The sequence below is a fragment of the Mycobacteriales bacterium genome (assembly GCA_040902655.1).
GTDB lineage: Bacteria > Actinomycetota > Actinomycetes > Mycobacteriales > SCTD01 > SCTD01.
Genome location: JBBDWV010000050.1, coordinates 53,520 through 76,689 on the forward strand (window position 1 = coordinate 53,520; position 23,170 = coordinate 76,689).

General features: G+C 73.3%; 24 protein-coding genes. 17 read left to right on the top strand and 7 right to left on the bottom strand.

Annotated elements, in window-relative coordinates:
• Positions 1-22 precede the first annotated feature (22 nt).
• From WD794_13990 to WD794_14000, 3 genes are read left to right on the top strand one after another with little or no spacing between them, the layout of a single operon-like run.
• Entirely contained in the window at positions 23-727 is a 705-nt protein-coding gene (locus tag WD794_13990) for an MBL fold metallo-hydrolase (GenBank protein MEX2291418.1), read from the top strand.
• On the top strand, positions 724-4,251 hold the full coding sequence (locus WD794_13995) for an adenylate/guanylate cyclase domain-containing protein (protein MEX2291419.1): 3,528 nt from the start codon (positions 724-726) through the stop codon (positions 4,249-4,251). Before WD794_13990 ends, WD794_13995 begins: the two co-directional genes overlap by 4 nt.
• A gap of 23 nt (positions 4,252-4,274) precedes the next feature.
• Complete coding sequence (locus tag WD794_14000; GenBank protein MEX2291420.1) at positions 4,275-4,733, top strand: DUF695 domain-containing protein; 459 nt, start codon at positions 4,275-4,277, stop codon at positions 4,731-4,733.
• Between the two features lie 104 nt (positions 4,734-4,837).
• On the opposite strand, the gene WD794_14005 is transcribed toward WD794_14000, so the two are convergent.
• The 3 genes from WD794_14005 to WD794_14015 form a co-directional block, all read right to left on the bottom strand.
• On the bottom strand, positions 4,838-5,536 hold the full coding sequence (locus tag WD794_14005; protein ID MEX2291421.1) for a Crp/Fnr family transcriptional regulator: 699 nt from the start codon (positions 5,534-5,536) through the stop codon (positions 4,838-4,840).
• Between the two features lie 81 nt (positions 5,537-5,617).
• Positions 5,618-5,866, bottom strand: a complete 249-nt coding sequence (locus WD794_14010; protein MEX2291422.1) for a hypothetical protein — start codon at positions 5,864-5,866, stop codon at positions 5,618-5,620.
• Between the two features lie 39 nt (positions 5,867-5,905).
• The gene (locus WD794_14015; protein ID MEX2291423.1) at positions 5,906-6,514 is read right to left on the bottom strand and encodes a hypothetical protein; all 609 of its coding nucleotides are present in this window, start codon (positions 6,512-6,514) and stop codon (positions 5,906-5,908) included.
• A gap of 144 nt (positions 6,515-6,658) precedes the next feature.
• Between WD794_14015 and nth the strand changes: the two genes are divergently transcribed.
• The 4 genes from nth to WD794_14035 all read left to right on the top strand — a co-directional run bounded on the left by nth (position 6,659) and on the right by WD794_14035 (position 9,866).
• Positions 6,659-7,381 carry an endonuclease III gene (gene nth, locus WD794_14020; GenBank protein MEX2291424.1) on the top strand — a complete coding sequence of 241 codons (723 nt, stop codon included), beginning with the start codon at positions 6,659-6,661 and terminating at the stop codon, positions 7,379-7,381.
• Positions 7,378-8,100, top strand: a complete 723-nt coding sequence (locus tag WD794_14025; GenBank protein MEX2291425.1) for a CoA pyrophosphatase — start codon at positions 7,378-7,380, stop codon at positions 8,098-8,100. The genes nth and WD794_14025 overlap by 4 nt, the downstream gene beginning before the upstream one ends.
• A 9-nt stretch (positions 8,101-8,109) precedes the next feature.
• Positions 8,110-9,297, top strand: coding sequence for a MarP family serine protease (locus WD794_14030; GenBank protein ID MEX2291426.1), 1,188 nt, complete (start codon positions 8,110-8,112; stop codon positions 9,295-9,297).
• An 80-nt stretch (positions 9,298-9,377) separates the two neighbouring features.
• Positions 9,378-9,866, top strand: a complete 489-nt coding sequence (locus WD794_14035) for a hypothetical protein (protein MEX2291427.1) — start codon at positions 9,378-9,380, stop codon at positions 9,864-9,866.
• Positions 9,867-9,897: 31 nt separating this feature from the next.
• Here the strand turns inward: WD794_14035 and WD794_14040 are convergent, their stop codons facing one another.
• Genes WD794_14040 through WD794_14050 form a run of 3 tightly spaced genes read right to left on the bottom strand, consistent with a single transcriptional unit; the run spans position 9,898 to position 11,657 of the window.
• A complete protein-coding gene (locus tag WD794_14040) occupies positions 9,898-10,308 on the bottom strand; it encodes a DUF309 domain-containing protein (GenBank protein MEX2291428.1) in 411 nt (136 codons plus the stop codon).
• Entirely contained in the window at positions 10,295-11,203 is a 909-nt protein-coding gene (locus WD794_14045; protein MEX2291429.1) for an alpha/beta hydrolase, read from the bottom strand. The genes WD794_14040 and WD794_14045 overlap by 14 nt, the downstream gene beginning before the upstream one ends.
• A gap of 25 nt (positions 11,204-11,228) precedes the next feature.
• Complete coding sequence (locus WD794_14050; protein MEX2291430.1) at positions 11,229-11,657, bottom strand: phage holin family protein; 429 nt, start codon at positions 11,655-11,657, stop codon at positions 11,229-11,231.
• A gap of 197 nt (positions 11,658-11,854) precedes the next feature.
• On the opposite strand from WD794_14050, the gene WD794_14055 reads away from it, so the two are divergent.
• From WD794_14055 to WD794_14095, 9 genes are all read left to right on the top strand, one after another.
• Positions 11,855-14,239: a Na+/H+ antiporter subunit A gene (locus WD794_14055; protein MEX2291431.1), complete on the top strand. Its 2,385-nt coding sequence runs from the start codon at positions 11,855-11,857 to the stop codon at positions 14,237-14,239.
• The gene (locus tag WD794_14060; protein ID MEX2291432.1) at positions 14,236-14,724 is read left to right on the top strand and encodes an MnhB domain-containing protein; all 489 of its coding nucleotides are present in this window, start codon (positions 14,236-14,238) and stop codon (positions 14,722-14,724) included. Before WD794_14055 ends, WD794_14060 begins: the two co-directional genes overlap by 4 nt.
• Positions 14,721-15,152 (top strand): Na(+)/H(+) antiporter subunit C, encoded by a 432-nt coding sequence (locus WD794_14065; GenBank protein MEX2291433.1) that lies wholly within the window; start codon positions 14,721-14,723, stop codon positions 15,150-15,152. The genes WD794_14060 and WD794_14065 overlap by 4 nt, the downstream gene beginning before the upstream one ends.
• Positions 15,149-16,687, top strand: coding sequence for a Na+/H+ antiporter subunit D (locus WD794_14070; protein MEX2291434.1), 1,539 nt, complete (start codon positions 15,149-15,151; stop codon positions 16,685-16,687). Before WD794_14065 ends, WD794_14070 begins: the two co-directional genes overlap by 4 nt.
• Positions 16,684-17,238, top strand: a complete 555-nt coding sequence (locus WD794_14075) for a Na+/H+ antiporter subunit E (protein MEX2291435.1) — start codon at positions 16,684-16,686, stop codon at positions 17,236-17,238. The genes WD794_14070 and WD794_14075 overlap by 4 nt, the downstream gene beginning before the upstream one ends.
• A gap of 13 nt (positions 17,239-17,251) precedes the next feature.
• A complete protein-coding gene (locus tag WD794_14080; protein ID MEX2291436.1) occupies positions 17,252-17,515 on the top strand; it encodes a monovalent cation/H+ antiporter complex subunit F in 264 nt (87 codons plus the stop codon).
• Positions 17,512-17,841, top strand: a complete 330-nt coding sequence (gene mnhG / locus WD794_14085; protein ID MEX2291437.1) for a monovalent cation/H(+) antiporter subunit G — start codon at positions 17,512-17,514, stop codon at positions 17,839-17,841. Before WD794_14080 ends, mnhG begins: the two co-directional genes overlap by 4 nt.
• Positions 17,842-17,947: 106 nt before the next feature.
• Positions 17,948-19,135, top strand: a complete 1,188-nt coding sequence (locus WD794_14090; GenBank protein ID MEX2291438.1) for a zinc-dependent alcohol dehydrogenase — start codon at positions 17,948-17,950, stop codon at positions 19,133-19,135.
• Between the two features lie 66 nt (positions 19,136-19,201).
• Positions 19,202-20,245 carry an LLM class flavin-dependent oxidoreductase gene (locus WD794_14095; protein MEX2291439.1) on the top strand — a complete coding sequence of 348 codons (1,044 nt, stop codon included), beginning with the start codon at positions 19,202-19,204 and terminating at the stop codon, positions 20,243-20,245.
• Between the two features lie 202 nt (positions 20,246-20,447).
• Here the strand turns inward: WD794_14095 and acs are convergent, their stop codons facing one another.
• Positions 20,448-22,418 (bottom strand): acetate--CoA ligase, encoded by a 1,971-nt coding sequence (gene acs / locus WD794_14100; protein MEX2291440.1) that lies wholly within the window; start codon positions 22,416-22,418, stop codon positions 20,448-20,450.
• Between the two features lie 189 nt (positions 22,419-22,607).
• On the opposite strand from acs, the gene WD794_14105 reads away from it, so the two are divergent.
• A complete protein-coding gene (locus WD794_14105) occupies positions 22,608-23,150 on the top strand; it encodes a hypothetical protein (protein ID MEX2291441.1) in 543 nt (180 codons plus the stop codon).
• Positions 23,151-23,170: the final 20 nt, after the last annotated feature.

Here is a 23,170-nt window from a genome sequence, read left to right on the forward strand (position 1 = left end):
GCTCGCGCCGAACCCCGGTCCGATGACGCTGGAGGGCACCAACACCTGGGTGCTGCGCGATCCCGCGTCGCCGTCCTGCGTCGTCATCGATCCCGGTCCGCTGCACGAGCAGCACCTCGCCGACGTCGCGGCCTGCGGACCGGTCGTGGTGGTCCTGCTCACGCACGGCCACGCCGACCACAGCGAGGGCGCGCGGCGGCTGTCCGAGCTGACCGGGGCGCCGGTGCGGGCACTCGACCCGGCGCACCGGCTGGGGGACGAGGGGCTGGGCGGGGGCGACGTCGTGGCCGCGGCAGGCCTGGAGCTGCGGGTGCTGGCGACGCCCGGCCACACGGCGGACTCGCTGTCGTTCCTGCTGGCGTGGGCGGGGGACGACACCGCCGTGCTGACCGGCGACACCGTCCTCGGCCGCGGGAGCACCGTGGTCGCCCACCCCGACGGCGTCCTGGCCGACTACCTGTCCTCACTGCGCCGGCTCCGGGAGCTGGGCGAGCTGACCGTCCTGCCCGGCCACGGCCCGGAGCTGCCCAGCGCCGGGACCGCCGCCGAGCGATACCTCGCGCACCGCGAGGCGCGGCTGGACCAGGTGCGTGCGGCCCTCGAGGCGGGCGCCACGACTGCGCAGCAGGTGGTCCGGACGGTCTATGCCGATGTGGACCGGGTGCTGTGGCCGGCCGCCGAGCTGTCGGTGCGGGCGCAGCTCACCTACCTGCGTGGCAGCCCGTGACCTGCCCGGTCTGCGGGACGCCGACGGTGCCGGGGGCGCGGTTCTGCTTCGCCTGCGGGGCCGCCCTGCCGGCGGGCGCCGGCAGCGAGTCCGAGGCCGAGCGCCGCCTGGTGACCGTGCTGTTCGGGGACCTGTCGGATTTCACCAGCTGGTCCGAGGACCTCGACCCCGAGCGCGTCGGCGTCGTCACCGACCGGGTGCTCGCGACGCTGGCCGGTGCCGTCGCCGACTTCGGCGGGCACGTCGACAAGCTCACCGGTGACGGGCTGATGGCGGTCTTCGGCGCGCCGACCGCCCACGAGGACGACGCGGAGCGCGCGGTGCGCGCCGCGGCCCGCATGCAGAGTGCGGTGCGCCGGGTGGTCGAGGAGGAGAGCGGCGGCGGGCGGCGGCTCGGCCTACGCGTCGGGCTCAACACCGGCATCGTGCTCGCCGGCATCCAGGCCCACCTCAGCTACACCGTCGTCGGTGACACCGTCAACACCGCCTCCCGGCTGTCCGACGTGGCCGGCATCGGTGCCGTCTTCGCCGGGCGGGACACGGCACTGGCCACCATGGCGATCGCCTCGTGGCGTGCGCTGCCCCCGCTGCGGCTGAAGGGCAAGCGCGAGTTGGTCCCGGCGTACGAACTGGTCGGGCTGCGCCCGGCCTCGGCCAGCCGGCTCGGGCTCGGTGACGAGGCGCCGATCATCGGCCGGAACGCCGAGTCCGGCCTGCTCATCGGACGCCTGCTCGAGGTGGGGGACCGCGCCGTTCCGCGCGGCGTCCTGGTCACCGGCGACGCCGGCGTCGGCAAGACCCGGCTCGCCCAGGAGCTGTCCCGCTTCGCCGGCGAGTTGCCGGGAGCGCGGGTGCTGTGGGGGCGCTGCGCGCCGTACGGCGAAGGACGCGACCTGGCGGCCGTGGCCGAGATGGTGCGTACCGCCTGTGCCATCGGCGAGGCCGACGGCATCGAGGCCGCCCGCGAGCGGGTGGCGCGGACCGTGGCCAGGCTGGAGCGTCCGGACCGCGCCGGCGCGGTCGCCCGCACGCTGACCGAACGCCTGGTGGCACTGCTCGGACTGGAGGTCGAGACCTCTGGGGGGGACCCGGACGCGACGGTTCCGGAGCCCTTGGTCGGCGGGGAGCAGGTGCGGCAGGCGGTGGCGACCTTGTTCACCGCGCTCGCCGCCGAGGGTCTGCTGGTCCTCGTCGTCGACGACCTGCACTGGGCCACGCCGGTGATGCTCAAAGGTCTGGTGGACGTGGTCGCGCAGACCCGTGGAGGCGTGCTGCTGCTCGGCGTCGGCCGCCCGGACATGCTCGAGCTCCCCACCCAGGACCTGCCCGGCGCGTGGTGGGAGCGGCTGCCCGAGGTTGAGATCCTGCCGCTGCTGCCGCTGGAGGAGAGCGCCACCGAGCGGCTGCTGGGCGCCTATCTCGGCAGCCCCGTCGGCGAGGTGGACGCCTCCGTCCGCACGGCCCTGCTGTCCCGCGCGCAGGGCAACCCGTTCTTCCTGGCCGAGTTGCTCCACCTGCTCGTCGACCGCGGTGCCCTCGTCCGCGAGGGCGAGCGGTGGGTCGTGGTCGGCGAGATTCCCGACGGGGTGCTGCCGGCCGGCGTGCGGGCGGTGCTCGCGGCCCGTATCGACGGGTTGGACGGCTCGGCCAAGGGCGTTCTGCGCGACGCCGCGGTGCTCGGCCTGCGGGTGACCGTTCCGGGCCTGGTCGCGGTGGGTCGGGCCAGCGGCCACGGTGACCCCGACGTCGTGCAGGCGGCGGTGTGCACCCTGGTGGAACGCCGCCTGCTGGAGGCCGACAGCGACGAGGGCAGCTATCACTTCGGGCACACGCTGGTACGTGACGTCGCCTACGCCGGGCTGGCCAAGGCCGACCGGGCGCGCCGGCACGCGGCTGCGGCGCAGTTCGCCGAGGCGGCGCAGGCGCTCGGCCCCGGGCTGGCCGGCTCGGTGGAGGCCGATGCGGCGGCGGCGAGCCAGGGCGAGCGGGCGGTGCGTCTGGCTGTCGAGATGGGCCTGCCGCCGGACGATCCCGCCTGGGCCGCGCGCGACACGGCCTTCGCCGCTCTGGTCCGGCTCGGCCGTGGCGCGCTCGGCCGCGACGACAGCGCCCAGGCCGAGCAGTTGTTCCGGCGGGCGTTGGCGTTGGACTCCCCGGTGTACGGGGGGGTGCTCCCGCCGTCGCTGGTGGTGCCGGTGCGGGTCGGCCACGCCCAGGCCCTGGCCTCGCTGCACCGGCTCGATGAGGCCGAGCAGCAACTGGCGCCCGCGCTGGACGCCTTCGAGCAGGGGGTCCGGGCCGCCGCGCTGGTCGTGCTCGGCGAGGTCCGCCGCAAGCGCGGCCACGTGATGCAGGCCCGGCAGGCCTTCGTGTCGGCGCTCGCGGCGGCGGCGTCAGCGGGCATCGACCGGCTCTCGGGCGAGGCGCTACGCCAGCTCGGCCTGCTCGACTACTTCGACGGCCGGCTGCGCGACGCGGAGGAGCGTTTCCGTCAGGCGCACGCCCTGGCCGTCCAGGTCGACGACCCCCGCGGCGCCGGGTGGGCGCTGCAGCACCTGGCCTGGAGCGCGACGACGCGTGGCGACTACGCGCTCGCGGACAGCACGCTCGAGCGGGCGACGGCGGTCTTTTCCCGCCTCGAGGACAGCGGCGGGCTGTCCTGGCTGGCCGGCACCGAGGGCTTCGTCAGGCTGCTGCAGGGCCGGCTGTCCGAGGCGCGCGCGCTGGTCCGGTCGGTGCTGCCGCTCGGTGAGGCGATCGGCGAGCGCTGGGGCGTCGCGGCGCTGCTCACCATCGACGCACTCGCTGCCGCCGAGCTCGGTGACGTCGGGGTGGCCGGCGTGCAGGCCGAGCGGGCCCGGGTCACCTTCGGCGAACTGGGGGATGCCTGGGGTGAATCGCTGGCGGCGACGGCCCAGGGCGCCGCCGCCCGTGGTGCGGACGACCCGGAGCGTGCGGTCGCGTTGCTGGGCGAGGCGGTGGAGCTGTCCGGGCGCAGCCGCTACCCCGTGACCGGGAGCCTGGCGCTGGTCGCGCTGGGCTACGCCCATCTGGACCAGGGCGACCTCGAGGGGGCGGAGGCGGCGGCCTGGCGTGCGGCGGCCCTGCTCGCCGGGCTGGACCTCGACGCGTCCGCACCGCTCGGGGCGCAGGTCCTGCTGGCGCAGGTGCTGCGGTCCCGCGGCCGGCTCGATGAGGCGCTGGCCGAGATCGACGCAGCCCTGTCCGTACCGGCCCGTCCCGCCCTGCTGTTCCCCCGCCGGCAGGCGCTCGCCCACCGGGCCGGCGTGCTGCTGCAGCTGGGCCGGGTGGACGAGGCGCTCAGCACCGCCCGTACGGCCGTCCAGACGCCGACCGAGGATGTCCGGGCCCGTGTGCTGGCGCTGCGCGCGCTCGGGTCCGCGCTGCGGGCGTCGGGAGACCCGCAGGCGGGGCGGGCCGCGCTCGAGCAGGCGTTGGAGGCTGCGCGGTCGACCGGTCAGCGCTCGGAGATCGCCGCCACGGAGCGCCTGCTGGCCTCCTGAGCGGATCGCGGCAGGATGTCTGTATGCCGGAGCTGCACGAGGTCCCCCCGCGGTGGGAGCAGCTCGTCGACGACGAGGACGGCCTGGTCGTGGTCGAGCTCGACGACGCTGCCGCGGAGGGTGCGCCGTGGCGTGGCTTCGACGTCCAGCTCGTCGTCACGGTGACCGTGCAGGACCCCGACCCGCAGGGGCAGCCGTACGACGAGGAGCATGCGGTGCTCGGCCGCTGGCGTGAGGCGCTCGCCCGGGCGCTCGGGACACAGGGCCGGGTGGTCGCGACGCTCACCGCCGACGGGCTGCGCGAGCATGTCGCCTACCTGCGGCACGCCGCCGTCGTGGAGGCCTGGCGGACGGCGCCGCCGCCCGGGTTGGGCAGCCACGACGCGCAGGTCGTGCTGGTGCCGGACCCGACCTGGCTGGGGCTGCGCGAGATCGCCGGTCGGCTGGCCGACGGCGAGGAGCCGCTGGTCCTGCCGACCTAGCCGCGCCGTTCCATGATCAACGCCGGACTTGCGCACTTTTTCCGGGGTCAGAATGTGCGGAACCCCGGCGTTGATCAGCGGCAGCTGTCCCGCCCGGCCCGCCCTCAGCGGGCGCGGCGGCTCAGCCGGTCCGCGTCGAGAATCGTCACGGCGCGCGAGTCGACCCGCATCCAGCCGCGTGCGGCGAAGTCGGCCAACGCCTTGTTGACCGTCTCGCGGGAGGCGCCGACCAGCTGGGCCAGCTCCTCCTGGGTCAGGTCGTGGTGCACGCGTACCCCGTCGCCCTCCGCGGTGCCGAAGCGCTCGGCCAGGCCGAGCAGCGCCTTGGCGACGCGGCCGGGCACGTCGGTGAAGATCAGGTCGGCCAGCGCGTCGTTGGTCCGGCGCAGCCGGCGGGCCAGCACCCGCAGCAGCTGCTCGGCGATCTCGGGCCGGTCGCTGATCCACGGTCGCAGCGACGCGTGCGCCAGCGAGGCGAGCCGGGAGTCGGTGAGGACGGTGGCGGTCGCGGTGCGCGGACCGGGGTCGAACAGCGACAGCTCGCCGAACATGTCCGACGGCCCCATCACCGACAGCATGTTCTCGCGCCCGTCGGCGGCGCGCCGGCCGACCTTCACCTTGCCGGACAGCACGATGTAGAGGGTGTCCCCCTGCTCGCCCTCGGTGAAGACGGTCTCGCCGCGCGAGTAGTCGCCGTACTCCAGCGCGGACGACAGCGCCTCGCGGGCCTCCGGGGCCACGCCCTGGAACAGGCCCGCAGCGGCCAGCACGCCGTCGCCGGGCTCATCCGTGTTGTCCTGCATCGCGCTGCTCAAGGCCGTCATCTCCCGCTCCGGTGCGGCCTCCGGGTGCCGCCGTCCCCGAGTCTTCCACGTCCGACCGGACTAGCGTCCGCGTCCCGGCAGCAGGCCCGACAGCCGGCGTCGCCGCCAGTAGCGCTCGAGCGCGGGCGCGAACCCCTCGCTGACGTAGGTCTCCACCTCTTCGGGCCGGGCGGAATCAAGGAAGGACTGCAGCTGCTCGCTCACCGAGTCGACCCGCAGGGGCCGCTCGACCCGCTCCATCATGAGCATGAGCACGAGCAGCAGCAACGGCAACAGCAACGCGACGACGAGCAGGGCCACGTCGTCCATGGTGCTCCCCTCGCGCAAGCGACCTGCAGCCAGGTGGGGTCAGGCAGTGGTGGAGCGTCCCGGCTCGACCGGCAGCGCCGACAGACACAGGGTCGGCTCCTCGCGGTAGCGCGCGATCAGCTCGACGGTCGCCTGGCCGATTCGCCGGTGCAGCGCGACCCGGTACGTCGACAGCTGGGTCTCCGCGATCCGTAGGTCGTGTCCGAACGCGGCCTGGCCCTCGACGTCGTCGTCGGCCACCCGTCGGTCCCACAGCTCACCGAGGCTCGGCAGCGGCGGAATGTCGTCCGCGGGCAGCACCTCCACCAGCGCTTGCCGGCCGGCACCGATCCGCGCGGAGGTGAGCAGCGGGCGCAGCCGGTCCTGGTCGAACTCCCGGGCGCCGGAGCCGGCCTGCAGCACGTCGAGCCGGGCCTGCAGGATCCGGCGCCAGTACGACACCCTGCCCTCCTCGGCCGTCAGCGCCCGGCGGTACTCGCGCAGGGCGTCGATGGACAGGTGGGCGTAGTCCGCGTTGCGGACCGGCGCCCGGCGCGCCGCGCCCTTGCGCCGCGCCGGCGCCGGCCGGCCGGCCAGCGCGACGCCGCCGCTGCCGGAAGTGCCGCCGGCCGGACCCTGCTGGACGGGTCGTCCGGTCGGTGCGGTCATCGGATGCCTCCCTCTGCGGTCACGCTCTGTGATCGACCCTGGTTGGCTCGTCACCCTGCGGGAGCACCTTGAGTGGGATCACCCGGGTGGGTCATCGCCACGACGTCAGGCGCCGGCAACGGCCCGCCACGTACGCTGTGACCTATGGCTCGCCCCGTTCCGCCGACCCGGACGGCGCTCGTCCGCCGGGCCCGGCGGATCGCCCGGGAGCTGGCCGTTCTGCACCCGGATGCGCACTGTGAACTGGATTTCACGACGCCGCTCGAGCTCACCGTGGCCACCATCCTGTCCGCCCAGTGCACCGACCGGCGGGTCAACGAGGTCACGCCCGAGCTGTTTCGCCGCTACCGCAGCGCGGCGGACTACGCCGGCGCCGACCGGGTGGAGCTGGAGAGCCTGATCCGGCCGACCGGCTTCTTCCGCAACAAGACCAGCAGCCTGATCGGGCTGGGCGCGGCACTGGTCGACCAGCACGGCGGGCAGGTGCCGGCCCGGCTGGAGGACCTCGTCCGGCTGCCCGGCATCGGCCGCAAGACCGCGAACGTCGTGCTGGGCAACGCCTTCGGCGTGCCGGGGCTGACCGTCGACACGCACTTCGGCCGGCTCGTCCGGCGCTTCCGCTGGGTCGAGCTGGACGATCCGGTCAAGATCGAGGTGGTGGTGGCCGGGCTGCTCCCGAGGCCCGAGTGGACGATGTTCAGCCACCGGGTGATCTTTCACGGCCGGCGGGTCTGCCACGCCCGCAGGCCGGCCTGCGGGGCGTGCGGGCTGGCGGCCCTGTGCCCGTCGTACGGCACCGGCCCCACCGATCCGGAGGTCGCGGCGAAGCTGGTCAAGACGCCGGACGCGGTGGCGGTGTCGCTGTGAGGCGAGCCCGCGGCGCTGACGGCCGAGCAGCCGGGGGTGCGGCTGCGCCGCCGGCCTGGCTGGCGGGGCTGGTGCGGGTGCTCCCGGAGGTACGCGCCGAGCAGCTCAGCCGCTTCCTGCCCCCGCCCACCGGCGGCCGCCACTCCGCGGTGCTGATCCTGTTCGGTGAGGGCGTGACCGGTCCCGACGTGCTGCTCATCGAGCGGGCGCACACGCTGCGCGCGCATGCCGGACAGCCGGCCTTTCCGGGCGGTGCGCTCGACCCGGCGGACGGTGACCCCGCTGCCGACGGGCCGGTCAACGCCGCGCTGCGTGAGGCGACGGAGGAGGTCGGCCTGGATCCTGGGACGGTCGAGGTGCTGGGGCAGTTGCCCGCGCTGTTCCTGCCGCCCTCAGGCTTCGTCGTCCACCCGGTCGTCGGCTGGTGGCGGGCACCGCACGGCGTCGACGTCGTGGACGAGGCCGAGGTGGCCGCCGTCGCGCGGGTGCCGATCGCCGAGCTGGTCGAACCGACCAACCGGCTGCGGGTGCGGCACCCGAGCGGCTGGGTCGGCCCGGCGTTCGAGGTGCGCGGCCTGCTCGTGTGGGGGTTCACCGCGGGACTGCTCGACCGGCTGCTCGCCCTCGCCGGCTGGGAGCGTCCCTGGGACGCCACCCGCAGCCGCACGCTGGATCCGGAGCCGGTCACTCCAGCCGGTCACTCCAGGGCTGCAGGCTAAGGTCCAGAAGTGCCCGGCGACCTGCTCGACGTCCTGCTGCTCGTGGTGTCGCTGCTGTTCGCCGTCTCCGGCTACCGGCAGGGATTCGTGGTCGGCGTGCTGTCCTTCGTCGGCTTCCTCGGCGGCGGCGTCGTCGGCGCGAAGCTGGCCCCGACCGTCGCTGAGCTGCCGTATGCCGCCGACCTCCCGCAGGCGGTCGTCGGCCTCGTCCTGGTCTTCCTCGGTGCCAGCATCGGTCAGTTGCTCACCTCGTTCCTCGGCAGTGTGCTGCGTGGGCAGTTGACCTGGAGGCCGGCCCGGCACGTCGACGCGCTGGGCGGCGCGGCCATCAGTGTCGTGGGCCTGCTGCTGGTCTCCTGGATGGTCGGCCGTGCCGTCGCGAGCTCGCCGTACCCCGCACTGGCCTCGCAGGTGCGGCACTCGGTGGTCATCACCACTGTGGACGGCCTGGTCCCGGATGCCGGCAAGCGCTTCTTCGCCTCCTTCCGGAACCTGATCGACGAGCGTGGCTTCCCCGAGGTCTTCGACGGGCTGCTGCCGACCGACGTGCGCCCGGTCGACCCGCCGGACCCGGCGCTGGTCCAGAGCGCGGTGGTGCAGAAGGTGCGCCCGAGTGTGCTCAAGGTGACCGGGGCGGCCCCCCGCTGCCGCAAGAACGTGGCGGGCAGCGGTTTCGTCTACGCCCCGGAGCGGCTGATGACCAATGCGCACGTGGTGGCCGGGGTCGACGAGCCCAAGGTGACGGTCGGAGACCGCAAACTCGATGCCCGTGTGGTGCTGTTCGACCCCTCCACCGATGTGGCCGTGCTGGCCGTTCCGGGGCTGGATCGCGCGGTGCTGCCGTTCGCGACCGACGAAGCCGAGAGCGGCGCCGACGCGTTGGTCCTCGGCTACCCCCAGGACGGTCCCTTCGACGTGCGCGCGGCCCGCGTACGCGCGGTGATGAACGCGAGGGGCGGCGACATCTACGCCCGCGGAACCGTCGAGCGGGAGGTCTACGCGCTGTTCTCACGGGTGCGGCAGGGCAACTCCGGGGGGCCGCTGATCGACCCGTCCGGTCGCGTGCTCGGCGTGATCTTCGCGGCGGCGGCCGACAACGAGCAGGTGGGTTACGCGCTGACGGCGGCGGAGGTCGCCGACGAGGCGAGCGAGGGCCGACGCGCCACCGACCGGGTCAGTACCGGCAACTGTTCCTGACCTGTGGCCGGGCTGCCGAAAGGCACTGCCTGCCGTACGCTTGCTGGAGCAAGCACGGTCGACCGCGAGGAGGAGGTGTCGTGTCCCGCGACCTCGCCGGCTCCGGCGGCACGACCCGTATCCGCGTGATCCGCCGCATCTGTGCCGACCCCACCAGCACGGCGCTGCTGCTCGCCGGCCCGACCGCGCTCGAACTCTGGCCCGGTGTCCGCCGGATCGGCGAGGTGGGCGGCCGGGCGCTGGTCGAGGCAGAGCTGGAGGTGGCGTGGGCCGAGGGCGAGCGGGTTCCTACCGCCGCCTCCGTGCGGGCCCTGCCGCCGCGCCGCACCCCGACGTCCTTCGTCACCCGTTTCGCCTGGTCCGGGCCCGGTCTGCCCGGAACCGAAGGCACCGTGACGCTGGCCTACGCACCCGGTGCGGACGGCACCCCCTCGACACACGCCGTGCTCACCCTGGACAGCGCCGGCCTGGGCGGCAGCCGGCTCGATGCCGCCGCCCTGGGTGTCATGGCAGAGGGCTTCCTGGCCAATCTGGCCCACGCCGCCGAGTCCCGCAGCCAGGCCGCCTGACGGGTCGGGCCCCTGAGGAGCGGCAACCTGGTCAGAGCTCGACCGGCGGGCCGTCCCGGCCGGCCTCCACCGCCTCGGCGCGGGCCAGCGCCTGCCGCACCACCTGCGCGACGTCGATGCCGTACGACGGCCCGGACCAGCTGTGGAGCCGACCGGCTCCCCGCCGTAGCAGCCGGGCGCCGCCGACCGGGTTGCCGCGCTGCAGATGAGTCAGGCCCACGCAGACCTGTGCCAGTCCCTGCCAGAGCTCGCGCTCGGAGTCCGGCGCCGCCTTCCAGCGCGCCTCGAGCACGTCGTGCGCGAAGAACGGCCGGCCACGGTCGAGCAGGTCGCGGGCCAGGGCGACGGCGTCGGAGGGCGGCAGGGCCTGCTCGGGCACCGGCTCGACGGCGTCGGGGGAGTCGGCCGGCACCGGCCGGCCGGCCGCGTCACGCGCGCGCATGCTCGAGCAGCGCAGCGGTGACCAGCTCCGGGTCCTCCTGGTGCGGGAAGTGCCCCAGCCCGGCGAGCACCTGCAGCTCGTACGGCGCGTCGACCCAGGCGCCGCTGCCGTGCGCGGTCGTGGGTAGCAGGCAGCTGTCCAGCTCGCCGTGCAGCTGCAGGGTGGGAACGCCCACGCCGCGGTTCAGGAGGCCGAGGAACCGCAGGCCGCTCGGGCGGGTCAGCGAGCGCACCGCCCACCGGTACCACTCCAGCGAGCAGTGCGCCGCCCCCGGGATCTGCATCGCCTCGCGGCAGCGCCGCTCGGTCTCGGGGTCCGGGAAGCCGGCTCCGCCCCAGCGCCGCAGCAGGGCGCCGACGAAGGCGCCGTCGTCCCGCAGGATCTTGGCCTCGGGCAGCTTCGGGAGCTGGAAGTAGCCGAGATGGGCCGAGGCGCGTAGTTGGGCGGTGTCCGTGTGCAGCGCACGCCGCAGCCGCAGCGGATGCGGCATGTCGAGGACGGCCAGCCGCCGCACGACCGACGGGTGCAGGGTGGCGACCGTCCACGCCAGCACGCCGCCCCAGTCGTGGCCGACGACGAAGGCGTCACGGGCTCCGAGGGCTCGCACCATCCCGGCGACGTCGGAGGACAGCGTGTAGGCGTCGTAGCCGCGCGGCGGCTTGTCCGAGGCGCCGTAGCCGCGCAGGTCGGGGGCAACGGCGCGGAAGCCGGCGTCGCCGAAGGCGGCGAGCTGGTGCCGCCAGGACCACCAGAACTCCGGAAAGCCGTGCAGCAGCAGCACCAGCGGGCCGTCGGGTGGGCCGCACTCGGCGACGTGGAAGCGGGCGCCGTTGGCGGTCACCTCGCGGTGCGTCCACGGGCCGTCGACGAGGACCACGGACTCCGTGACCGGCATGGCAGCAGGCTGCCACGCCGGACGGCTAGGACGTGCGGGTGGGGTGCTTGGCCCAGGCGACGTCGTCCTTGAGTGTCTCGAGCGTCTTCTCCGGCGGACCGACCTGGCCGATCTTCTTCTTGCCGCTCAGCGCCAGGACCGCCGCGGCAGCCAGGTAGAGCGCGCCGACGGTGAAGAAGCCGAGGCCGAGTGGCATGCCGAGCGCCGAGACGCCGTACGCCGCGGAGATTGACAGGAAGATCAGCGCGAACAGCCCGGCGAAGCCGGCGCCGCCGAACAGCCCGGCGCCCTTGCCGGCAGCGACCACCTCCGTCTTGATCTCCGTCTTGGCCAGCTCGACCTCCTGGTGGACGAGCAGCGACAGGTCGCGGGTGGCGGTCGCGACGAGCTCTCCGAGGCTCCTGTCCTCTGGCCGGTCGCCGGCGCTCGTGCCGGGCGTCTGCGCGCTGTCCATGCGGGTCCTTCCGGGGCAGGTGCCGTCCGCGGCAGCAACGGCGGACGGCGAGGTCGCTGCCGCTCCTACCCGCCGCCCTCGGCCACGACACGGGGCCGCCGGTAGGGTGAGGACTCGGTGTGCCGGGAAGCCTGGTCGGCGTCCTCGACCGGCGTGCGCGCCCCGAGGTCCCGCCCTGACCCGACCCCGGAGGCTCCGTGCTCGTCCTGCTGGCCCTGCACCTGGTGCTGGCGCTGGTCGCGCCGGCCGCCGGTGCCCGGATCGGCCGGCGGGTCTTCCTGCTCGTCGCCCTGGCGCCGGCGGCGACGACGGTGTGGGCAGCCACGCAGGCGGCTGCCGTGCTCGACGGGCGGCCGGTCAGCTTCGCGGCCGCCTGGGTGCCCGGCCTGGACCTCACCCTCGACCTGCGGCTGGACGCCCTCGCGCTGCTGATGGTCACGCTGGTCTCCGGCGTCGGCACGCTCGTCTTCCTCTACTGCGCGAGCTACTTCCCTTCCGAGCAAAGGGGCCTGGGTCGATTCGCCGGCGTGCTGACCGGTTTCGCCGGCGCGATGCTCGGCCTGGTGCTCGCCGACGACCTGATCCTGCTCTACGTCTTCTGGGAGCTCACCAGTGTCACGTCGTACCTGCTCATCGGGTTCGACGACGAGCAGGAGGAGAGCCGGCGCGCCGCGCAGCAGGCGTTGGTCGTCACCACGCTCGGCGGCCTGGTCATGCTGCTCGGGCTGATCCTGCTCGGGCAGGCCGCCGGCACCTCCTCGCTGTCGGCGATCCTGGCCGAGCCGCCCACCGGCGGCACCGTCCCGGTGGCGCTGCTGCTCATCCTGGTCGGTGCGTTCACCAAGAGCGCCCAGATCCCGTTCCACCCGTGGCTGCCGGCGGCGATGGCGGCCCCCACCCCGGTGTCGGCCTACCTGCACGCCGCCGCGATGGTGAAGGCGGGGGTCTATCTGGTCGCTCGGCTGGCTCCCGCGTTCGCGCTGGTCGGCCCCTGGCGCCCCGTGGTGCTCACCGTCGGCCTGCTGACGATGATCGTCGGTGGCTGGCGGGCGCTGCGGCAGACCGACCTCAAGCGGCTGCTGGCCTTCGGCACCGTCAGCCAGCTCGGCTTCCTGTTCGTGCTGCTCGGCGCGGGCACCCGCGAGGCTGCGCTGGCCGGTGCGGTCCTGCTGCTGGCGCACGGCCTGTTCAAGTCCACCCTCTTCCTGACGGTCGGGATCATCGACCACGAGACCGGCACCCGTGACCTGCGTCTGCTGTCCGGTGTGGGTGCGCGGCTGCCGGTGCTCGCGGTGGTCGCCACGCTGGCGGCGCTGTCGATGGCCGGGGTGCCGCCGCTGCTCGGCTTCATCTCGAAAGAGGCTGCCTACGAAGCCTTCCTGCACGGCGGCCTCGGCGACCGACTGGTCTTCGCCGGGTTGTTCGTCGGCTCCGTGCTGACCGCTGCCTACAGTGCGCGCTTCGTCTGGGGCGCGTTCGCCGGCAAACCCGGCTGTGCGCCGACCCCCACCCACACGCCGCGGCCCGGCTTCCTCGCTCCCGTCGTCGTGCTCGGCGTCGCGGGGCTGGCGGTGGGGCTGCTGCCTGTCCTGGCCGACCCGCTCGTGCAGGGCTACGCCGCGTCGTACGACGTGCCGGTGGGACCGGAGGGGAAGGTCGAGCACCTGGCGCTGTGGCACGGGTTGACACCGGCCCTGGGTTTCTCGGTGTTGACGCTGCTGCTGGGCGCCGCGCTGTTCGCCGGGCGGGAGCGGGTGCGCGAGGTGCAGCGCCGGCTCAGTCCGGTGCTCGGCGCGGTCGACGCCGACCGCAGCTATGACGCGACGCTGGTGGGCCTGGACCGGGTCGCGCTGCGCAGCACGGTGGCGGTGCAGACGGGTTCGCTGCCGGTCTACCTCGGCATGGTGCTGCTCACGCTGGTCCTCCTCCCGGGCACCGGGCTGCTGGTCGGCACCCGCGTCACCGGGGACCTGCACGCCTACGACCGGCCGTTGCAGGCGGTGGTCGCACTCGTCGTGGCCGTGGCCGCAGTCGTCACCGCACGCGCCTCCCGGCGCTTCACCGCAGTGCTCTACCTCGGCGCCGTCGGCTACGGGATCGCCGTGCTGTTCGTGTTGCAGGGCGGTCCCGACCTCGCGCTCACGCAGTTCCTCGTCGAGACGCTGGCGCTGGTCATCTTCGTGTTCGTCCTGCGCCGGCTGCCGGCGACGTTCAGCCCCAGCCCGTTCCGGATCAGCCAGGGCATCCGGCTGGCCGTCGCGCTGTCGGTGGGCGCGTTCGTGACCATCGCGACGCTGGTCAGCAGCCAGGCGCGCACCGCGCCACCGGCGTCGCAGGACTACCTGGACCGAGCTCTGTCGGAGGGTGGTGGCAGCAACGTGGTCAACGTCGTGCTGGTCGACTTCCGCGGCTTCGACACCCTGGGGGAGATCACCGTGCTCGCCGTCGCCGCCATGGGCATCGCCAGCCTCGTGCAGGCCGGGCGGGGTCGGCGGGCCAAGCAGGGCACCGGGGAGTCGGCCCTCACCGCCGCCGAGGAGCCGGCGATGGAGACGGCCGCCGCAGCGAAGGTGTTGCCATGAGTCAGCCCGTGGACAGCGGGGCGCCGCCGCGGCTCCCAGGAGCGCAGGAGCTGGACGCCGCGCAGCGTTCGGTCGTGCTGGAGACGGCCGTCCGGCTGGTCTTCCACACGGTGCTGGTGTTCTCCCTCTACCTGCTGTTCGCCGGCCACAACCAGCCCGGCGGCGGCTTCGTCGGCGGGCTGGTCGCCGGCGCCTCCTTCGTGCTGCGCTACATCGCCGGGGGCCCGGCGGCGCTGAAGGCCGCCGTCCCGATCGATCCCGGCGTGCCGATCGGCGGCGGGCTGGTGCTGGCCGCGGGCACCGGCATGGCGGCCTGGCTGTTCGGCGGCCAGTTCCTGGAGAGCGGGAAGCTCGAGCTGCACCCGCCGCTGCTCGGCGCGCTGAAGGTGACCAGCGCGCTGCCCTTCGACACCGGCGTCTACCTCATCGTCGTCGGCCTCGTGCTGGCCGTCCTGCGCACGCTGGGTGCGGAGGCGGAGCGGTGAGCGGCAACCTCACCCTCGCGCTGCTGATCGGGGTGCTCTACACCGTCGGCACCTACCTGCTGCTGCAGCGCACCCTGACCCGCATCGTCATCGGGCTCGGCCTGCTCGGCCACGGGGCGAATCTGCTTCTGCTACAGGCCGGTGGCCCGGCCGGCGCAGTCCCGTTCATCGCCAAGGGCGGTTCGGGCGGCACCGCAGGAGTGGTCGGCGGCACCGCCGACCCACTCCCGCAGGCGATGGTGCTGACGGCCATCGTCATCACCTTCGGTGTGTCCGCGTTCCTGCTCGCGCTGGCCTACCGCAGCTGGGTGCTTCACGGTGAGGACGAGGTGCAGGACGACGTCGAGGACCGGCGGCTGGTGCGTCGCCGTGCCCAGGACGACCACCACGAGCTGGTTCGCGTGGTCCGGCCGGAGGACGACCTGTGATCCGGGTCCTCGTGCCGCTGCCGGTCGTCCTGCCGCTGCTCGCCGCCGGTCTGTCGGTGCTGTTCGCCCGCCATCAGCGGGTGCAGCGGCTGCTGTCCCTCCTGACGCTGGCGGCCGTGGTCGCCACGGCCCCGAGGTTGCTGCGGATGGCCGACGCCGAGGGTGCGACGGTCGTGCAGCTCGGAGGCTGGGCGGCGCCGGCCGGCATCTCGCTGGTCGCCGACCGGCTGTCGACGTTGCTGCTGGTGGTGTCCAGCTCGGTGCTGCTGGCGGTGCTCCTCTACGCCCTGGGCCAGGGCGTCGCCGACGGCCGACGCTCCACGTTGGCCGTCTTCCACCCCTGCTACCTCGTCCTGGCCGCCGGCATCTCGATGGCATTTTTGACCGGCGACCTGTTCAACCTGTTCGTGGCGTTCGAGGTCATGCTCGTCGCGTCCTACGTCCTGCTGACGTTGGACGGCGGCAAGGCGCAGGTGCGTGCCGGCATGACCTACGTCGTCGTCAGCTTGCTGGCGTCGGTGCTGTTCGTGACGGTCATCGGGCTGGTCTACGCCGCCACCGGCACCGTCAACATGGCCGACGCGGCTGGTCGGATGGCCGACCTGCCGGAGGGTCTGCGGGTCGCGCTGGGCCTGACGATGCTCGTCGTCTTCGGCATCAAGGCCGCGATCTTCCCGCTGTTCTCCTGGCTGCCGGACAGCTACCCGACCGCGCCGTCGCCGGTGACCGCGGTGTTCGCCGGGCTGCTGACCAAGGTCGGCGTCTACGCCATCATCCGTACCCAGACGCTGCTGTTCCCGGGCGACGCCCGGATCGGCTCGGTGCTGCTGGTGCTGGCCATCCTGACGATGGTGGTCGGGATCCTCGGCGCGCTGGTCCAGGACGACCTCAAACGGCTGCTGTCGTTCACGATCGTCAGCCACATCGGCTACATGTTGCTGGGGCTCGGCCTGTACTCCGTGGCCGGCCTGGCCGGCGCGATCCTCTACACCGTGCACCACATCGTCGTCCAGACGACACTGTTCCTCGTGGCCGGTCTGATGGAGCGGCGCGAGGGCACGTCCTCGATCGAGCGGGCCGGCGGGCTGCAGCACGTCGCCCCGCTGCTGGCCGTGCTCTACCTGCTGCCGGCGCTGTCGTTGGCCGGCATCCCGCCGCTGTCCGGCTTCCTGGCCAAGCTCGGTCTGCTGCAGGCGGGGCTCGCCGACGGCGGCACACTGGCAGCGGTGGCGGTGGCGGCGGCCGTGCTCACCAGCCTGCTGACGCTGCTGGCGATGGGCCGGGTCTGGAGCGGTGTGTTCTGGGGGCCGGTCGCCGCGGTGGTGCCCGACCGCGACGTCGAGGACGCCGTCGACGTCGGTGTGGCCCGTACCCCGCGGCTGATGACCGGTGCCACCGTCCTCGCCGTCGCCGGCGGGCTGGCGATCACCGTCGTGGCCGGCCCGCTCTACGGGCTCAGCGTCCGTGCCGCCGAAGACCTGGTCGACCGGCACCCGTACGTCGAGGCGGTCCTGGGCGCGGAGGCTGCCCGATGAGCCGGTTGACCCGACACCCCGGGCTGCTCGTCTGGCTGACTGCCGTGTGGGTCGGCCTGTGGGGCTCGGTCACCGTGGCGAACGTGCTCGGCGGCCTGGCCGTCGCGCTGGTGCTGCTGCTGTCCCTCCCGCTGACCGACGTGCCCGACGAGAGCGAGATCCGGCCGGGAGCGCTGCTGCGGTTCGTCGGTCACTTCGCCGTCGACCTGGTGCAGGCCAGCCTGCAGGTCGCGCTGCTCGTCGTGCGGCCGCGGGCGACGCTTCGGCAGGCGGTGCTGGCGGTGCCGGTGCGCTGCGCCTCGGACCGGCTGCTGACCCTGTTGGCCAACGCCATCAGCCTGACACCCGGCACCCTGACGCTCGAGGTCGACCGACCGCGCTCGACGCTCTACGTGCACGTGCTGGACGTCGGAGCCGGACCCGGTGGCGTCGAGCGGATGCGGGGCGACATCCTGCGCATCGAGCGGCTCGCGATCCTGGCCGTCGGCTCGCCGCCGTGTCGGCTGGCCCTGACCGAGGACCTGCAGGCCGGCACGGAGGTTCCGCAGTGAGGGAGGTGCCCCAGTGAGCGTCGTCGTGGCCGTCTGCCTGGCCGGCCTGAGCCTGGCGGCCGTGTTGTGCGTGGTGCGGCTCATCGCCGGCCCGTCGGTGCCCGACCGGATCGTCGCGCTGGACGCGCTGCTCTACGTCGTCGTCAGCGGCATCGCCGTCGCTGCCGCCGCCACGCGGGACGGCAGCTTCCTGGCCGTGCTGCTCGCCGTGGCGCTGCTCGGCTTCGTCGGCACGGTGACGGTGGCCCGCTTCGTCGAGCGACGGGGGTCCTCGTGATCGTGCTGGACGTCCTCAGCTCCCTGCTGATGCTCAGCGGCGTCGCGCTCGCCGTGCTGGCCGGCCTCGGGCTGGTGCGCTTCCCCGACGTCTTCAGCCGGATGCACGCCGCCACCAAGCCCGCGACGCTCGGCCTGCTGCTCGTCACGGTCGGCGCCGCGCTGCGGCAGGACGACGGCGGCAACGCCACCAAGCTGCTGCTGGTGGCCGCCTTCCAGTTCCTCACCGCTCCGGTCGCCGCCCACATGATCGGCCGGGCCGCCTACCGCTCCGGGACCGGGGGGTTGGAGGAGCTGGTGGTCGACGAGCTGAAGGACGCCGGCTAGGACCAACGGGCTCCGAGCCCGGAGAACGCCGTGGCGGCCGGCGTGACATGCACGGCTCGCCCCGTTGGAGGGGTAGCCGCCGACCGCCCGGGGAACGGCGCCAGGCATGAGAGCACTCACGTGGCAGGGCAAGCGCAACGTCAGCGTCGAGGACGTTCCGGATCCGCGTATCGAGCAGCCCACCGACGCCGTCATCCGGATCACCACGACCAACATCTGTGGGTCCGACCTGCACCTGTACGAAGTTCTCGGTCCGTTCATGGCCAAGGGCGACGTGCTCGGGCACGAGCCGATGGGCATCGTCGAGGAGGTCGGATCGGAGGTTCCGAATCTCGCGAAGGGCGACCGGGTCGTCATTCCGTTCCAGATCTCCTGCGGCACCTGCTGGATGTGCCACCAGGGGCTGTTCACGCAGTGCGAGACGACCCAGGTGCGCGCCGAGGGCTCCGGTGCGGCGATCTTCGGTTACTCCAGGCTGTACGGGTCGGTGCCCGGCGGCCAGGCGGAGTACCTGCGCGTGCCGCAGGCGCAGACGACACACGTGAAGGTGCCGCACGGCCCTGCCGACGAACGCTTCGTCTACCTGTCGGATGTGCTGCCCACCGCGTGGCAGGCCGTGGAGTACGCCGCGGTGCCGCCGGGCGGGACCCTCGTCGTGCTGGGGCTCGGCCCGATCGGCGACATGTCCTGCCGGATCGGCCAGCACCACGGCTTCCGCGTGATCGGCGTCGACCGGGTGACCGAGCGACTGCAGCGCGGCCGGGCCCGCGGCTACGAGGTGGTGGACATGGAGGAGGTCGGGCGCGACCTCGGTGACGTCCTGCGCGACATGACCGGCGGGCGCGGGCCCGACTCGGTCGTGGACGCCGTCGGGTTGGAGGCACACGGCTCTCCGGTGACCAAGGTGGTGCAGCAGATGGCCGGCCTGCTGCCGGACGCGGTGGCCGCACCGATGATGGAGCGGGCGGGCGTCGACCGGCTGGGTGCCCTCTACTCCGCCATCGACATCGTCCGCCGCGGCGGCACCATCTCGCTGTCGGGTGTCTACGGCGGCATGGCCGACCCGATGCCGATGCTCACGCTGTTCGACAAGCAGATCCAGCTGCGAATGGGCCAGGCCAACGTCAAGCGCTGGGTCGACGACATCCTGCCGCTGCTGACCGACGAGGACCCGCTCGGCGTCGACACCTTCCACACCCACGCCGTCCCGCTGGAGCAGGCCCCGCAGATGTACCAGACGTTCCAGAAGAAGGAAGATGGCTGCGTGAAGGTGCTCCTCAAGCCGGCCGCCTGAGGTCTGTGGGCCGCCTGAGCTCACAGGCCGCCTGAACTCGCCTTCCGCGCCGCCGAGGGAGATCGCGTGCTGATCGGCATCGACAGCTTCGTCTCGACCGTCACCGACCCCGGGACCGGCGTGGACGTCACGCCGCTCCAGCGGGTGCAGCACCTGCTCGAGGAGGTCGAGTGCGCCGACCGGGTCGGTCTGGACACCTACGGCATCGGCGAGCACCACCGGCGCGAGTACCTGGACTCCGCGCCGGCGGTGCTGCTGGCCGCTGCTGCCGCACGGACCACCCGCATCCGGCTCAACAGCGCGGTGACGGTGCTGAGCGCGAACGACCCGGTGCGCGTCTTTCAGGAGTTCGCCACGCTCGACCTGATCTCGAAGGGCCGCATCGACCTGGTCGTGGGCCGTGGCTCGTTCACCGAGGCCTTTCCGCTGTTCGGGCTGGACCTGGCCGACTACGACGCGCTGTTCGCCGAGAAGCTCGACCTGCTGCTGCGGATCCGGGCGAGCCCGGAGGTGACGTGGTCCGGCCGGCACCGACCACCGCTGGCAGGGCAAGGGGTCTATCCGCGGCCGGTGCAGGACCCGCTCCCGGTCTGGGTGGGCGTCGGCGGCACACCCGAGTCCTTCGTCCGCGCCGGCACGCTCGGTCTGCCGCTCATGGTGGCCATCATCGGCGGGCAGCCGGCCCGGTTCCGCCCGCTCGTCGACCTCTACCGGGAGGCCGGCCGGCGCGCCGGGCACCCGGCGGACCAGCTGCAGGTGGGGCTGCACTGCTTCGGCTTCGTGGGCGACACCAGCCGACAGGCCGCCGAAGACTTCTACCCCGGCTGGGCCCAGATGTTCACCAAGATCGGCAAGGAGCGGGGCTTCGGCCCGCCCGTGCGCGCGCAGTACGACGCGATGTGCGAGCCCGACGGAGCCTTCCTCATCGGCGACCCGGAGGCCGTCGCCACGAAGATTCTGCGGATCTCCGACGACCTCGGCGGCGTGGCGCGGCTGTCGCTGCAGATGACCAACGTGCGGCTCGCCCACGACAACCTGCTGCACGGCATCGAGTTGCTCGGCACCCGGGTCGCGCCCCTTGTCCGCGAGACCCGGGCTGCACGGACCTGAGGGCACGGGGACGTCGCCCCGGCGGCGATCAGCCCACGCCGCCGGTCGTGGGCGCACCGTGCCGGAGCCCGAACAAGATCTTCGGAACATCCACAGGAGCCTGGCCCTGTGGATGTTCCGAAGATCTTGGCTTCCGCCGGCCCGGTCGACACGACCCGCACGTGCGTCGAGCCAGTCTCTGCCCGCGCGTCGCGAGCCGGGCTCAGCTCCCCTTGCCGGCCAGCGCACCCATCGTCGCGTCGATCTGCTGCACGACGGCTGGGTCCGCCAGGGTCGTCACGTCCCCGAGCTCACGCCGCTCGGCGATGTCCACCAGCAGCCGCCGCATGATCTTGCCGCTGCGCGTCTTCGGCAGATCGGGGGACAGCACGATCTGGCGCGGTTTGGCGATCGCGCCGATCTCCTTGGCCACGTGGTTGCGCAGCTCCTGCAGGAAGGCGTCGTCCGAGTCGCTGGTCGTGCCCTTGACCGTCACGAACGCCACGATCGCCTGGCCGGTGGTGGGGTCTGCGGCGCCGACGACTGCCGCCTCGGCCACCTTCGGGTGCGACACCAGCGCCGACTCGACCTCGGTGGTCGAGATGCGGTGGCCGCTGATGTTCATCACGTCGTCGACCCGGCCCAGCAGCCAGAGCACGTGCTCGTCGTCCCATTTCGCGCCGTCGCCGGCGAAGTAGCGGCCCTCGAAGCGGGACCAGTACGTGTCGCGGTATCGCTGCTCGTCACCCCAGATGCCGCGCAGCATCGACGGCCAGGGCTCGTCCAGGGTGAGGAACCCGCCGCCGACCTCGCCCACGGACACGCCCTCTCCGTCGACCACGTCCACCGAGATGCCCGGCAGCGGACCCATCGCCGAGCCCGGCTTGCACGAGGTCACGCCGGGCAGCGGCGCGATCATCATCGCGCCGGTCTCGGTCTGCCACCAGGTGTCGACGATGGGGCAGCGATCCCCGCCGATTACCCGCCGGTACCACATCCATGCCTCGGGATTGATCGGTTCGCCGACGCTGCCGAGCACCCGCAGCGAGCTCAGATCGTGCTGCCCCGGCAGCTCGTCCCCCCACTTCATGAAGGTGCGGATGGCCGTGGGCGCCGTGTAGAGGATCGTCACCTTGTACTTCTCGACGATCGACCACCAGCGGTCGCGGCCGCCCGCATCCGGCGTGCCTTCGTACATCACCTGTGTCGCACCGTTGGCGAGCGGCCCGTACGTGAGGTAGCTGTGGCCGGTGACCCAGCCGACGTCGGCGGTGCACCAGTAGACGTCGGTCTCTGGCTTGAGGTCGAAGACCGCCCAGTGGGTCCAGGCCGTCTGGGTGAGGTAGCCACCCGAGGTGTGCACGATGCCCTTGGGCTTTCCGGTGGTGCCCGAGGTGTAGAGCAGGAACAGCGGCTGTTCGGCGTCGAAGGACTGCGCGTCGTGCGTCTCGGCTGCGCCGTCGACGACGTCGTGCCACCACAGGTCCCGGCCCTCGACCCAGTCCACGTCCTGCTTCGTGCGCCGGACGACGAGCACGTTGGTCACCGACGGGCAGCGTGGCAGCGCCTCGTCGACGGCGGGCTTGAGGGCGCTGGCCGCGCCGCGCCGGTAGCCGCCGTCGGCGGTGATGACGACCTTGGCATCGGCGCCGGTGATCCGGTCGACCAGCGCCTGCGCCGAGAAGCCGCCGAAGACGACGGAGTGCGCCGCCCCGATCCGGGCGCAGGCCAGCATCGAGATGACCGCCTCCGGGATCATCGGCAGGTAGATGCAGATCCGGTCACCAGCCTGCACGCCGAGCGACTCGAGCGCGTTGGCCGCCTTGCTGACCTCGCGCTGCAGGTCGGCGTAGGTGAGGTCGCGGCTGTCCTCCCCGGGCTCGCCGACCCAGTGCAGGGCCACCCGGTCGCCGTTGCCGGCGTCGACGTGGCGGTCCACGCAGTTGACCGCGACGTTGAGCTTGCCGCCGACGAACCACTTCGCGAACGGCGGCTGCCAGTCGAGCACCTCGTCCCAGGGCGTGTCCCACTGCAGCCGACGCGCCTGCTCGGCCCAGAAGGCGAGCCGGTCCTGCGCCGCCCGGTCGTACACCTCCGCGGGGACGTTCGCGTTCGCGGCGAGCTCGGCGGGCGGTTCGAAGCGGCGGCTCTCGGTCGACAGAGCCTCGACGCCGGATGTGGACTGCGTGCTCACGCGGGTCCTCCAAAGGCAGGGAGCTGTTCGGGTCGCTCCGACCATCCCCTACGGTGACACGCCTCACAACAGTGGGTCCGCGAACGATGTCGCCGAGCGGTCGATCCGTGCGGTCGGACGGTCGATGGCTGCCGCCCGGCCGGCCGGGTGACGACGCCTGCACACGGCGGGACAAGGAGGCGGGGCCGGGTGACGTGGCTGCGGCACTGGACCAGCAGTGCGGGCAGGAGATCGGCGCGGAGGCCGGCGGGCCAGCCGCTGCCGCTATCGCTGCCCCGACCGGACGGCACCGGCTGGCCGCAGGAGGCGGGCGGGCCGTCCTTCGAGGCCTCCACCTACTACGAGCTGGGCAGCAGACGGGCGTACGAGCCGGTTGCGCACGACCTGGCCGGCCGGCTCGTCACCGGGCTGCTGCCGCACCTGCGCACCGGAGCGACGCCCGAGGACGAGCCGTATCTGCACAAGGTCTTCCTCACGGCCGCACGCATCGGCGCTGGCCTGGGCATCGTCGAGCACGAGGCGACCTCGTCGGCCCTGGGCGAGCTGGACCGGAACATCGCCGGTGCGTTGGACCAGGCTCGGCGTGGACTGCCGGCGATGCGGGAGGACTGGGCGCGGACCGCCACCTGGTTCCTGCTCGCCGGCCACTACCTGGCGCGGCAGGAACCGGCGGCGTACGACGGCGTCCTCGCCGCGCTGGTCGCGCAGGTACAGAGGGAGGACGGGCTCTGACCAGGCGCGAACGCCGGCCC